This is a genomic window from Stappia sp. ES.058 (genome assembly GCF_900105595.1).
Lineage (GTDB): Bacteria > Pseudomonadota > Alphaproteobacteria > Rhizobiales > Stappiaceae > Stappia.
The window spans coordinates 703,089-714,964 of record NZ_LT629784.1; the positions used below are offsets into that span (position 1 = coordinate 703,089).

The window sequence follows — 11,876 nt, forward strand, 5'->3', positions numbered from 1 at the left end:
CATCCGCCTGCACATTGTGGGGGAGGCAATTCCCCAGATCTATAGCGGATCTTCAAAGAAACTCGGGCGTTTGTCCCGGTTCCGGCGTTGCCGAGGCGCTGCGCGGATGGGCGGAACCTCCCGCGCTCGACGTGGTCAATCAATACCGGTGATTCGACGGGTTTGAAATGACCGCCGAGGCAAAGATGCATCAAAGGGTCGACGACCGGGCATCGAACCCGCACTGATCCATTGCCCGAAACCCGTCCGAAGATGGCCCAAAATGTCAGATCCGGGTCAGGGGCATGCGTTCGTTGAGGATTGCCTCGGCCACAGCCATGCCGCTGTCGAAGCCGCATTCGACGCGCGCGCCGAGACACCAGTCGCCTGCGGCATAAAGCGATCCGGCCTCGATTTCCAGGAACGGGGCGCCAAGCGGCACTCGCGTCCTGGCGTAGCGCCATCGGTGCGCGGCGCTTTGGGCGACGGCCGGCAATGGCCCGGTCGACAGGTCGCCGAGCGCGTGGAGCAGGGCGTTAGTCGCCTGTTCGCGGCTCATTTCCAGATTTGCCGCACTCCAGTCGGCGCAGGCATGCAAGGTGAGGCGCGGCGGCGTTCCGGCGCGGCCGGGTTTCGTCGCCTCCGCCGCAAGCCAGGAGATCGGTCCGGACTCCGGCGTGACTGTTGCGGGAACGTCGGGCGCCGGGCTCTCGGTGTCGAAGGCGATCATCAGCGTCCAGCACGGGGCCATCGCGACGCCGGTCAGCGCGTCGAGAGCTGATGGATAGGCGCTTGCGAGCGGCAGGACCTGCGGGGCGGGCAGGCACAGCGCAACCGCGTCGGCCCGTTCCGCGTGATCCGGTTCCGCAAAACCGAGCCGCCATTCCCCCTCGACCCGGCTGAGGGATGTCAGCGTGTGCTGCGCGCGAATGTCCAGCCCCTCGGCGAGCGGTCGCACCAGTGACGACATGCCCGGCGTTCCGACATGACGGTCTTCGCCGTCCGCGCCGGCGGCGGCGGGCCAGGGCGCGATCGCACCGTTTCGCGTGGCCCGCGCAATGTAGTCGCGAAAGGCCGGCCCGCGGGCGGTGGCGAACTGCGCACCATGGTCGAACGTCATGCCGTCGGGACCGCGCCGGGTGGCGATCCTTCCGCCGAGCCCGCGCGACTTGTCGAAGACGACCGGGTTCATCCCCGCCGCTGCAAGGGTGGATGCGCAGGCAAGACCGGCGATCCCGGCACCGATGACGGCGACGCGCGGGCTGTCGGGGGAGGAGGGCATGAGCAACTGTCCTTGACGATCGGGGCGTGGCGCGGCGTGCCGGCAGGCATTCGGGCCTCATGACGACGCGCTTTGCGCCTGGGGCGGGCGATGACCGTTACGCGGTGGCGCGTCTTGCGGATCGGTCGGGCGTCCGTTCCCACCGGCCGCGGCATTTGGCGGGGCGCTTGCCTTGCCGGTGGAAATCATTACGTCTAAAGCGTTCGTCACGGCAAGCGCCGCGCGCGATCCCAACCCATGACCTCAGGCTGGAGACGATGTATCGATGGAGCAGTTGAAACTTGCAGCTCTCGACGAAGACGATCTCGCCGTCATTTCCGCGCAGGTCCAGGATGCCGTCCTGAAGGTCGGTGATATCCTTTTTTTCCCGCCCGACCGGCATCTGGTGATCACCATGAACCGGTTTGCATGGGACCTGGAAGAAGACAAGCGCCGCAAAAGACACGAACGCCGGCGTGCAGCCCTGTCCTTTGCCCGGGTGAGCGATCTGAAAGTGCGCAACATACGCCAGGACGCCAAGGATGCCGTGCTGTCCCTGCTGGCGGTGGAGTTTGAGGCAGGTGAAGCGCCGGCCGGACGGATCAATCTCCTGTTTGCCGGCGGCGGCACCTTGTCCTTCGAGGTCGAATGCATCGAGGCGCAGCTTGCCGACCTGGGGGCTGCCTGGGCAACCGACAACAAGCCGCACCACACGCTCGACTGACCGGAACGGTGCGCTCAACCCCTATCGTGATCTCGGGAGACTTCCTTGGCCCTTCGCCTCGCCACCGCTGATGCTGATTTTCAGGATCGTTTCCAGGCCCTTCTCGCCAGCAAGCGCGAGGCCTCCGCCGATGTCGACGCGGTCGTGCGCGACATCATCGAGGATGTGCGCACCAACGGCGACACCGCTCTCCTGAGCTATACCGAGCGCTTCGACCGGTTGAAGGCGGCCTCGCTCGCGGAGCTGACGGTGACGGCGGAGGAGATTGCCGCAGCGCTCGAGAAGATCCCGGCGGAAACGCTCGAAGCGCTCACTTTGGCGCGCGACCGGATCGCGTCGCATCACCAACGCCAGATGCCGAAGGACGACCGCTACACGGATGCCATCGGTGTCGAACTCGGCTCGCGCTGGACGGCGATCCAGGCGGTGGGTCTTTACGTTCCGGGCGGCACGGCGAGCTATCCGTCCTCCGTCCTGATGAACGCCGTGCCGGCGAAGGTCGCGGGCGTCGAGCGGGTCGTCATGTGCGTGCCGAGCCCGGACGGTGTGCTCAATCCGCTGGTGCTGGCGGCGGCCCATCTTGCCGGCGTCAGCGAGATCTACCGCATCGGCGGCGCGCAAGCGATTGCCGCGCTCGCGCATGGAACGCAAACAATCGCGCCCGTCTCCAAGATCGTCGGCCCGGGCAACGCCTATGTGGCGGCTGCCAAGCGGCGGGTGTTCGGCACCGTCGGCATCGACATGATCGCGGGACCGTCGGAAATCCTCGTCGTGGCCGATGGCGAGAACGATCCGGACTGGATCGCCGCCGACCTTTTGAGCCAGGCCGAACACGACGTCAGCGCGCAGTCGATCCTGATAACCGACGACGCCGACTTCGCGAGTGCCGTCGAGCAGGCGATGGAGCGCCAGCTGGCGGTCTTGCCACGCAAGGATGTCGCCGGCCCGAGCTGGCGCGACTTCGGCGCGGTCATCTGCGTGTCGTCGCTCAACGAGGCGCCGCCGATCGTCGACGCCATCGCGGCGGAGCATCTGGAGCTTGCCGTTGCCGATCCCGACGCCCTGTTCGACCGCATCCGAAATGCCGGTGCGGTGTTCCTCGGCCGCTACACGCCGGAGGCCATCGGCGATTACGTCGGCGGCTCCAACCACGTTCTGCCGACGGCCCGGTCTGCGCGCTTTTCCTCCGGGCTTTCGGTGCTTGATTTCGTCAAGCGCACGTCGATCCTGCGCTGCAACGCCGACAATCTGCGCCAGCTCGGTCCGGCGGCGATGGCGCTGGCGGAAGCGGAAGGGCTTTCCGCGCACGGCCGCTCCGTCGGCATCCGGCTTAATCTTTAGGGTGTGGCCGGTCCCGGCGCTTGCGAGGGGCGGGGTCACGGCACTTGTCGAAAAGGTCCGGACCGCGCTAGGTGTTGAAGGGTAACGGGCGCCGCTTTGGTGTCGCAGGCGACAGGAAAACGGGATGACAGCACCGCAGAACGCGACGGAGCGGGCCACGGCACGCCTTGTCGACGTCGAACTCGATGAAGGATCGATCTCGCGTTCCACCCCGGACATCGAGCACGAGCGGGCCGTCGCCATCTACGATCTCATCGAGGACAACGAGTTCGAGCCGGTCGCGGACGAGCCGGGGCCCTATCGCCTCAAGCTGTCCCTGGTTGAGAAGCGGCTGATCTTCGCGGTCTCGCGCGAGGATGGCGCCCCGGTGGTGACGCACATGCTGTCGCTGACACCCTTGCGCAAGGTCGTGAAGGACTACTTCATGATCTGCGAGAGCTACTTCGAGGCGATCAAGACGGCGACGCCCAGCCAGATCGAGGCCATCGACATGGGCCGGCGCGGCGTCCACAACGAGGGTTCCCAGATCCTGATGGACCGGCTCGACGGCAAGATCCGGGTGGACATGCAGACGGCTCGAAGGCTCTTCACCCTCGTCTGCGCCCTGCACTGGAAAGGGTAGCGGCGGTGACGAGCTCCGGGGCAATACCCGGTGCAGTGCTCTTCGCCTGCGGCATGAATTCCGTTCGCTCTCCCATGGCCGCGGCTATCACGGAAAAGCTGTTTCCGCGGCGCATCTACGTGCGCTCCTGCGGCGTGCGCGAGGGCGAGCCCGACCCCTTCGTCGAGGCGGTGATGGCCGAAATCGGCTGCGACCTTGCCAGTCACCGGCCGAAAACCTTCGAGATGCTGGATGAATCGGGCTTCGACCTCGTCGTGACGCTCGCGCCGGAAGCTCATCACAAGGCGCTGGAGATGACACGCACGGAAGCGGTCGACGTGGAATACTGGCCGACCCCGGATCCGACGCTGGCAACGGGATCGCGCGAGCAGATCCTCGACAGCTACCGCAGCGTTCGCGACATGCTGATGCTGCGCATCAAGAAGCGTTTCGGCTGGTCGCCGACGCCGGGCGGGTGAAGCTGCACGAGCGCATCTGCGAACCGCACCGGATCGTGTTCAGACAATGCGTGCTTTGACGAACGAAAAATCGATCTCGAGCTTGGCCGCCTCGATCGCGTCATGCAGCGGGCCGCTCATGAAAAGTGCTGACTTCAATTTGGGATCAGCCCAAAGATCTGCCCCGTCCAATGCCGATGCCGATACAGCAATGTCCCCATCGTTCGGCTCAATTGCACGCCAACGTTGGAAGCCGGTCGTCGGATTTTTCGGCCCTGCTTTGAGTTTTTTGCTTTCTTTCGGCAACAAACAGTCCTTCTGCGATCCAAAATTCAGAAAATAGAACGGACCAGGCAGCCGCGTGGTCTTGTCCATTTCGTAGATCGGGAACTCCACCAACTCCCCGTCTCCCAGATCGAATTCCTTGAGCAATTCGGCCAACTTGCCCTTGACGCAGAAAAAACCCCGAAGCGCGAAAAGGTCCTTCACCCGGGACCAGCGCTTCGGATCGAACACATAGGCCGCTTCGGCGAAGTCTTCCCGCTCAAGCTTTTCGCCTCGACTATGCCTAAGCACATTCTGATATTGAGTTTCGGCTAGAGCGCTCTTTTCGAATTTCGGCGGCGCCCAGTCCTGACCGTAGAACTTTTCTCGAATCCCCTGCTTGTCGAAAAGCCAGTAATTGCTGCCAACCGTGCTGACCCAGATGTCTTCCGGCATGTCACTCTCCCCAAGGCGCGTCGCGTCGCGCGCTGCGTTTGCACCTTCTGGTTTCATGGAACGCGCGTTCGTGCAACCGGCCTGGCGGCGGTAACCCGGGCCGTTGGCGAGGCCGCTGCGGGGCGTCTTGGAGACCCGCGCGCGAGCCCTTCGGATCGCGTGAAACTGCCTGTTTCCTTTCTGGATGCGATCCGCTAGGTTCGCCGCCACATCTGGCATCATAATCAGGAACCCATATGGCCAAGGAAGAAGTCCTCGAATTTCCGGGGGTGGTTTCGGAACTGCTCCCCAATGCGACCTTTCGCGTCAAGCTCGAGAACGAGCACGAGATCATTGCCCACACCGCTGGCCGCATGCGCAAGAACCGCATCCGCGTTCTCGCCGGCGACCGCGTTCTCGTCGAAATGACCCCCTACGACCTCACCAAGGGTCGCATCACCTACCGTTTCAAGTGATCGCATTCGTCGCGGCCCCAATTTCCGGCCGCACGGATCGAGAGACCGCGAGCCGATGACCGCCTCCGACACCTCCATCGTCACAGATCGCCCGACGCTGGTGCTGGCGTCCGGATCGCCGCGCCGGCTGGCCCTGCTCCAGCAGATCGGCATCGACCCGGATACGCTGCTTCCCGCCGATATCGACGAGACGCCGCGCCGCGCCGAGACGCCGCGCGCGCTGGCCCAGCGGCTTGCGCGCACCAAGGCCGAGGTGGCGCGCCGGGCGGCCGACCGCATCGAGGCAAATGTCGACGGTCTCGTGCTGGCGGCGGACACTGTGGTCGCCGTCGGTCGGCGCGTCTTGCCCAAGGCGGAAACGCAGGACCAGGCGGAGGCGTGCCTCCAGCTCCTGTCGGGGCGCGGACACAGGGTCTATACGGCGATCTGCGTGAGCGCGCCACGGGACGTGGTGCGTCAGCGGCTGGTGGAGACCCGCGTGCGCTTCAAGCGCCTGTCGCGCGCCGAGATCGCGGCCTATCTGGCCAGCGGCGAATGGCGCGGCAAGGCGGGCGGCTACGCGATCCAGGGGCTTGCCGGCGCCTTTGTCGTCAAGCTCACCGGCTCCTATACCAACGTGGTCGGCCTTCCCCTGCACGAAACCGCCAACCTGTTGAGCGGTCTGAAATATCCTGTTCTGGAAACCTGGCGCGACCCGGCCCGCATCCGCCCCTGACGTCGATGCGGAGCGATGGCCGATCCGGATTTCGGCTTGGCCTCGAGTGGCATTCCCTGCAATAAATCCTGACAAGACGTGTCGGTCGCGTGCGGGCGGACACGCCTCCGCATGCGGTAGTTTCAAAGGGGACAGGCATGAACATGGCAGCGTGGCTTGCGCGGGCCGGCCGGGCGAAGGCCGATCTTCCTGCGCTTTCCCGCGACGGAACGGTCGTTGCATCTTATTCCCGCTTTGCGGAAAACGCGGCGCGTCTCGCGAGCGCCCTGCACGGTCCGTTCGGGCTTGCGCCCGGTGACCGCGTGGCGATCGTCGCCGGAAACGGGCCGCGGTATCTGGAAGCGCTTTATGCGATCTGGTGGGCCGGGCTTGCAGCTGTTCCGGTGAACGCGAAACTGCATGCAGCCGAGATCGGCTGGATCCTTGAAAACTGCGGCGCACGGCTTGCCTTTGCCGGCAGCGGGCAGGACGCGGAAATCGGCGCCTATGCGCCGGAAAGCCTGCGCGAGATCGTGACGATTGACGGTCCGATGTACCGGCGGATGCTGGATAGTGATCCGATGCCGGTCGCGGCGTGTGCGCCCGACGATCTTGCCTGGCTGTTCTATACCTCCGGCACGACCGGGCGCCCCAAGGGCGCGATGCTCAGCCACAGAAATCTGATGGCGATGAGCTTTGCCTATCTGAGCGATGTCGATCCGACCGCGCCCGGCGAAACGTTGCTGCATGCCGCGCCGATGAGCCATGGGTCGGGTCTGTATGCGATGGCGCATGTGGCCCGGTTCGGCATCAACGCCGTCACGGAGTCCGGCGGCTTCGAGCCCGCCGAGGTCTTCGGCGAAATCGCCCGCACGCCCGCGCTTTCCATGTTCGCCGCGCCGACCATGATCAAGCGGCTGACCGAGCACCCTGGCGATGCGGTCTGCGAGAACATCCGCACAATCGTCTGGGGCGGTGCGCCGATGCATGTGGCGGATGCGATCCGCGCCATCGACCGGTTCGGGCCGCGCTTCGCCCAGATTTATGGACAGGGTGAGACCCCGATGACGACGACGGTGCTCTCCCGGGCGGATATCGCCGACCGGGATCATCCGCGCTGGCGTGAAAGGCTCGGCTCCGCCGGGATCGCAAACAGCGCCGTGGAGGTTTCAATCGACCGGGCAGGGGATACGCCCGGCGAAAGCGGCGAGATACTGGTGCGCGGCGACACCGTGATGACCGGCTACTGGAACAATCCTGAGGCGACCGCCGACACGATCCGCGCGGGATGGCTGCATACGGGCGATGTCGGGGCCTTCGATGCGGACGGATATCTGACGCTTCTGGACCGCTCCAAGGACGTGATCATTTCCGGGGGAACCAACGTCTATCCGCGCGAGGTGGAGGAGGTGTTGCTTGTCCATCCGCAGGTTCACGAAGTGTCCGTGATCGGCCGGCCGGATTCCGATTGGGGAGAGAGCATCGTTGCCTATTACGCCGGCGAGGCGACGCCCGATGCGCTCGACGCCCTTTGCCTGGAGCGGATTGCGCGCTTCAAGCGGCCGAAGGCCTATGTGCGCCTGGAGGCCCTGCCCAAGAACAATTACGGAAAGATACTGAAAACGGAATTGCGGACGATGGACGCGCGGGCACAGGCCGCGCGTGTCGCCGCCGGGGAGGAGACGCAGGGATGACGAAACGTCTGGAGAACAAGGTTGCGCTGGTGATCGGCGCCGGATCGAGCGGACCCGGCTGGGGCAACGGCAAGGCGGCGGCTGTTCTCTTCGCTCGCGAGGGCGCAAAGGTCGTCTGCGCCGACATCAGCGAAAAGGCGGCGCAGGAAACCCGCGACCTGATTCTGGCCGAGGGCGGTGAGGCGGTCGCGACCGGCTGCGACGCGACCGTCTCTGCCGATGTCGCCAGAACCGTTGCGATGGCGACAGACACATTTGGCGGTCTGCATGTCCTCGACAACAACGTCGGCATCGCGGAGGTCGGCGGCGTGGTGGAGCTGGCCGAGGAGGAATGGGACCGGGTGAACGCGGTCAACCTCAAGAGCGTGTTCCTGGCCATGAAACACGCCATTCCGGCGATGGAAGCGAGCGGCGGCGGCGCCATCGTCAATATTTCCTCCATCGCCTCGATCCGCTACACCGGTGTTGCCTATTCGACCTATTATGCGACCAAGGCGGCGGTGAATCATTTGACCAGCACCACGGCAGTGGAGTACGCCGCGCGGGGCATTCGCGTGAATGCGGTCCTGCCAGGCCTGATGAAGACGCCAATGGTGGAACATGCCACGAAGCTTGCGGATGTCTATTCCGACGGTGATGTCGAGGCGATGTGGAAGAAGCGCGATTCCCAGGTGCCGATGGGCCACATGGGCGATGCCTGGGACGTGGCTCATGCGGCGCTTTTTCTTGTCAGCGACGAAGCTCGCTACATCACCGGTCATGCGCTGGTGGTGGATGGCGGGATTACCCTGAAGTACAGTTGAGGCGCGGACAGACCGCGCCAGAAAAGCCGGAGTTGCAAGACGCATGACCGAAAAGGGACCTTCCTCCGATGCTCCGCGCCGGGCGCGGCCTTGCCCGGAATGCAGCAAGCTGTCGGTGGAACCGTTCTATCCGTTCTGTTCCAGGCGTTGTTCCGATGTCGACCTGAACCGCTGGCTGTCGGGAAGCTACAGCGTGCCGGTCGTCGAACTGGAGCCGGAGGATCTCGCCGAACTCGAAGCGCGCCAGAACGCGGAAGATTCCGACGAAAGGTGATATGCGTCACCCACGCGGGTGGGTCCTGACGCTAGACTGTCCCTGCGTAATCGGTGAAAGTGCATCCTCGCCCAAGCCCCTCGCGAGCGACAGGAGTTCCCGGTCATGTCCATCGTCACCCGTTGGTTTTGCCTTCTCGTCGGCATCGGTCTTGTTGCGGGACAGATGCAGCCCGCGAGCGCGCAGGAGCGGGTCGGGGTTGCGAGCGCCGTCGACCAGAGCGCCCAGAGCCAGTTGGGCGGCGGTCCCCTCAAGACGATCCGCATCGGCAAGGACGTGTTTCACAGCGAGCGCATTCGCACCGGTGGCGAGGGACGGGTGCAGGTGCTGTTGGCAGACGGATCCAATTTCATGGTGGGGCCGAACTCGAGCCTGACCATCGACGAGTTCGTCTACCGCCCGCGTGAGGGGCAGGGCAAGCTGATCGCCACCTTCGGGCGCGGCGTTGCGCGCTATGTCGGGGGAAAGATCTCCAAATCGCGCGGCGGCGTCACCATCAACACCCGCCAGGGCACCATCGGCATTCGTGGCGGTATGGCGGACCTCTTCGATCGCGGCGGAACCACCGTCTATTCCTTTCTCTACGGTAAGGGTCTGACCTTCCGCGTACCTTCAGGAAAGAGCTATCGTGTCTATCGTCCCGGCTTTGCGATCTTTCCCGATGGCAATGGTGCGCGCGTCGGACGGACGCCCGCTTCGGTTGTCGCGGCCATTAACCGGTTCCTGACCGGTTCCGCACGCGGACAGAAGCGCCCGACGGCCGGGCAAATCGGCCGGCTCTCCGGGATCAATTCCGGAGTCTCTCCGGTCCCGGGGCAACCGATACCGGGCCCGGTGATCGTATCGGGCGACGGCGAAGTGCCGGGGCGCCTGCTGGATCTTGGCTTTGCGAACTCGTCGGTCCTCAAGAGCAACAAAACCATCTGCTACTACGGCTGCTGACTCTCCTGCGATCGGCGCGGTCCCCGTGGCCTCTGCGGAGCCTGCCGGTTCTGTTGCCAAGGTCGAGGCGAGGTGGCAGTGTCATGTTTCCATGCGCATGGATGGAAATCGTGATGACTGCGCACGATGCGGCGACCGGGAGTGGACGGTGATGAAGAGACGTATTTTGGTGCTGGGCGTTCTTGCTCTCGGCTTGGCAGGTGCTCCGGCCCATGCAGATTATTCGCTGACGATCCTGCACATCAACGATCTTCATTCCCGCCTGGAACCGATCAACAAGTATGATTCCACCTGTTCGCCCGAGGATGATGCCAAGGGCGAGTGCTTCGGCGGCGTCGCGCGCCTGAAGGCGAAGATCGACGAACGCCGTGCAGCCCTTGCCGAGGCGGGCCGCAACGTGATCACGCTCGATGCGGGCGACCAGTTTCAGGGATCGCTGTTTTACACCACCTACAAGGGCGCGGCGGCCGCAGAGTTCATGAATGCCATCGGCTTCGACGCCATGGCCGTCGGCAACCATGAATTCGACGATGGACCGGAAGGCCTGTCCGCGTTTCTCGACAAGGTCGATGTGCCGGTGCTGTCGGGCAACATCGACGTCGAGAATGAGCCCGCGCTGAAAGGCAAGATCGCCGGAACCATGGTGCTTTCGGTTGGCGGCCAGCGCATCGGGCTGGTCTCGACACTGGCGGAAGACACGGTCGAGACCTCGTCTCCCGGCCCGAATGTCGCGTTCTTTTCGGCGGAAAACTATCTGAAAGGGGCGGTCGAGGGGCTCCAGGCGGCGGGCGTCGACAAAATCGTCGCGATCACGCATATGGGGCTGCCCCGCGACTTGCAGATCGCCTCTCGCGTTCCGGGCATCGACGTGATCGTCGGGGGGCATTCCCATACGCTGCTGTCCAACACCGATGACAAGGCTGCCGGCCCCTATCCGGTGCTGGTGCAAAACCCGGTCGGCCAGCAGGTTCCCATCGTCCAGGCCTATGCCTACGGCAAGTTCCTGGGCGAAATCGAGGTCGTCTTCGATGACGCCGGAAATGTGGTCTCCGCAAACGGCAATCCGACCCTTCTGGATGCCTCGGTTGCCGCGGACAAGGCGGTCGCCGCGCGCGTCGCCGAGCTTGGCGAACCGCTGGAAGAGCTGAAGGCCAAGGTGATTGGCGATACCAAGGCGATGATCGACGGATCCCGCAACAGCTGCCGGGCCGGCGAATGTCCGATGGGCAATCTGGTCGCGGACGCGATGCTTGAGCGCGTCAAGGGACAGGGTATCGATATCGCGATTCAGAACGGCGGCGGATTGAGAGCCTCGATCGAGGCCGGCGAGGTCACGATGGGAGAGGTGCTGACGGTTCTTCCGTTCCAGAACACGCTTGCCACCTTCCAATTGAAGGGAAGCGACGTGATCACGGCGCTTGAAAACGGCGTCTCCCAGGTCGAAGAGGGCGCCGGACGGTTTCCGCAGGTGGCCGGACTGCGCTTCAGCTGGACCCGCGCCCGCCCCGCCGGCGATGGCCGTATCATCAAGGTTGAGGTCGCGCAGGATGGCGGTTGGGTGGCGCTCGACCCCGACAAGACCTATGGCGTCGTTTCCAACAATTACATGCGCGGCGGCGGCGACGGATACAGCGTGTTCGCCGATGCGGGCACGAAGGCCTATGACTACGGCCCCGGCCTGGAAGAAGTCGTCGCGGATTATGTGAGCGACATCCAGGGCGGTTACGAGCCCTTTACCGACGGTCGCATTCGCGAGATCGAATAGCGCAGCCGGGCGAGCTGCGGGGAACGCCCCGCACTTGTGGTCTGGCTGCAACACGTCTTGGAAAACGCCGGATGTGCACGAGCGCGCGCGCGACGTGACGTAGCGTCTCCCTTACGCTTGTAAAGCGGTGAGTGAGGTTCTGATCCTTGATCGGAGGGTGATGTG

At 64.4% G+C, this 11,876-nt stretch carries 13 protein-coding genes; 11 read left to right on the forward strand and 2 right to left on the reverse strand.

The genetic code is table 11. From position 1 onward, the window contains the following. Window positions 1-265: 265 nt before the first annotated feature. Entirely contained in the window at window positions 266-1,261 is a 996-nt protein-coding gene (locus BLU32_RS03280) for an NAD(P)/FAD-dependent oxidoreductase (protein ID WP_093804972.1), read from the reverse strand. A gap of 265 nt (window positions 1,262-1,526) precedes the next feature. On the opposite strand from BLU32_RS03280, the gene BLU32_RS03285 reads away from it, so the two are divergent. From BLU32_RS03285 to BLU32_RS03300, 4 genes are all read left to right on the forward strand, one after another. Then, entirely contained in the window at window positions 1,527-1,964 is a 438-nt protein-coding gene (locus tag BLU32_RS03285) for a DUF2948 family protein (protein ID WP_093804973.1), read from the forward strand. Window positions 1,965-2,009: 45 nt separating this feature from the next. Then, window positions 2,010-3,305: a histidinol dehydrogenase gene (hisD, locus tag BLU32_RS03290; protein ID WP_093804974.1), complete on the forward strand. Its 1,296-nt coding sequence runs from the start codon at window positions 2,010-2,012 to the stop codon at window positions 3,303-3,305. A 124-nt stretch (window positions 3,306-3,429) separates the two neighbouring features. After that, window positions 3,430-3,927, forward strand: coding sequence for a UPF0262 family protein (locus tag BLU32_RS03295; protein ID WP_093804975.1), 498 nt, complete (start codon window positions 3,430-3,432; stop codon window positions 3,925-3,927). Between the two features lie 5 nt (window positions 3,928-3,932). After that, complete coding sequence (locus BLU32_RS03300; RefSeq protein WP_093804976.1) at window positions 3,933-4,385, forward strand: low molecular weight phosphatase family protein; 453 nt, start codon at window positions 3,933-3,935, stop codon at window positions 4,383-4,385. A gap of 39 nt (window positions 4,386-4,424) precedes the next feature. Here the strand turns inward: BLU32_RS03300 and BLU32_RS03305 are convergent, their stop codons facing one another. Continuing rightward, a complete protein-coding gene (locus BLU32_RS03305; RefSeq protein WP_208976967.1) occupies window positions 4,425-5,306 on the reverse strand; it encodes an imm11 family protein in 882 nt (293 codons plus the stop codon). Window positions 5,307-5,320: 14 nt separating this feature from the next. Between BLU32_RS03305 and infA the strand changes: the two genes are divergently transcribed. The 7 genes from infA to BLU32_RS03340 all read left to right on the forward strand — a co-directional run bounded on the left by infA (window position 5,321) and on the right by BLU32_RS03340 (window position 11,711). Beyond that, on the forward strand, window positions 5,321-5,539 hold the full coding sequence (gene infA / locus BLU32_RS03310) for a translation initiation factor IF-1 (RefSeq protein WP_093804978.1): 219 nt from the start codon (window positions 5,321-5,323) through the stop codon (window positions 5,537-5,539). Between the two features lie 55 nt (window positions 5,540-5,594). Next, window positions 5,595-6,254 carry a Maf-like protein gene (locus BLU32_RS03315; RefSeq protein WP_093804979.1) on the forward strand — a complete coding sequence of 220 codons (660 nt, stop codon included), beginning with the start codon at window positions 5,595-5,597 and terminating at the stop codon, window positions 6,252-6,254. Between the two features lie 137 nt (window positions 6,255-6,391). Continuing rightward, window positions 6,392-7,927 carry an AMP-binding protein gene (locus BLU32_RS03320; protein ID WP_093804980.1) on the forward strand — a complete coding sequence of 512 codons (1,536 nt, stop codon included), beginning with the start codon at window positions 6,392-6,394 and terminating at the stop codon, window positions 7,925-7,927. Beyond that, window positions 7,924-8,730 carry an SDR family NAD(P)-dependent oxidoreductase gene (locus BLU32_RS03325; protein ID WP_093804981.1) on the forward strand — a complete coding sequence of 269 codons (807 nt, stop codon included), beginning with the start codon at window positions 7,924-7,926 and terminating at the stop codon, window positions 8,728-8,730. Before BLU32_RS03320 ends, BLU32_RS03325 begins: the two co-directional genes overlap by 4 nt. Window positions 8,731-8,773: 43 nt before the next feature. Continuing rightward, complete coding sequence (gene yacG / locus BLU32_RS03330; RefSeq protein ID WP_093804982.1) at window positions 8,774-9,004, forward strand: DNA gyrase inhibitor YacG; 231 nt, start codon at window positions 8,774-8,776, stop codon at window positions 9,002-9,004. Window positions 9,005-9,109: 105 nt separating this feature from the next. After that, the gene (locus tag BLU32_RS03335; protein ID WP_093804983.1) at window positions 9,110-9,946 is read left to right on the forward strand and encodes a FecR domain-containing protein; all 837 of its coding nucleotides are present in this window, start codon (window positions 9,110-9,112) and stop codon (window positions 9,944-9,946) included. A 151-nt stretch (window positions 9,947-10,097) separates the two neighbouring features. Next, entirely contained in the window at window positions 10,098-11,711 is a 1,614-nt protein-coding gene (locus BLU32_RS03340) for a bifunctional UDP-sugar hydrolase/5'-nucleotidase (protein ID WP_093804984.1), read from the forward strand. Window positions 11,712-11,876: the final 165 nt, after the last annotated feature.

Bases quoted from the DNA above. Each gene is read 5' to 3' on its own strand.
- yacG (WP_093804982.1), top strand. From the start codon at position 8,774: ATGACCGAAAAGGGACCTTCCTCCGATGCTCCGCGCCGGGCGCGGCCT.
- BLU32_RS03335 (WP_093804983.1), top strand. From the start codon at position 9,110: ATGTCCATCGTCACCCGTTGGTTTTGCCTTCTCGTCGGCATCGGTCTT.
- BLU32_RS03280 (WP_093804972.1), bottom strand. From the start codon at position 1,261: ATGCCCTCCTCCCCCGACAGCCCGCGCGTCGCCGTCATCGGTGCCGGG.
- BLU32_RS03315 (WP_093804979.1), top strand. From the start codon at position 5,595: ATGACCGCCTCCGACACCTCCATCGTCACAGATCGCCCGACGCTGGTG.
- infA (WP_093804978.1), top strand. From the start codon at position 5,321: ATGGCCAAGGAAGAAGTCCTCGAATTTCCGGGGGTGGTTTCGGAACTG.
- BLU32_RS03320 (WP_093804980.1), top strand. From the start codon at position 6,392: ATGAACATGGCAGCGTGGCTTGCGCGGGCCGGCCGGGCGAAGGCCGAT.
- BLU32_RS03305 (WP_208976967.1), bottom strand. From the start codon at position 5,306: ATGATGCCAGATGTGGCGGCGAACCTAGCGGATCGCATCCAGAAAGGA.
- BLU32_RS03285 (WP_093804973.1), top strand. From the start codon at position 1,527: ATGGAGCAGTTGAAACTTGCAGCTCTCGACGAAGACGATCTCGCCGTC.
- BLU32_RS03295 (WP_093804975.1), top strand. From the start codon at position 3,430: ATGACAGCACCGCAGAACGCGACGGAGCGGGCCACGGCACGCCTTGTC.
- BLU32_RS03340 (WP_093804984.1), top strand. From the start codon at position 10,098: ATGAAGAGACGTATTTTGGTGCTGGGCGTTCTTGCTCTCGGCTTGGCA.
- BLU32_RS03325 (WP_093804981.1), top strand. From the start codon at position 7,924: ATGACGAAACGTCTGGAGAACAAGGTTGCGCTGGTGATCGGCGCCGGA.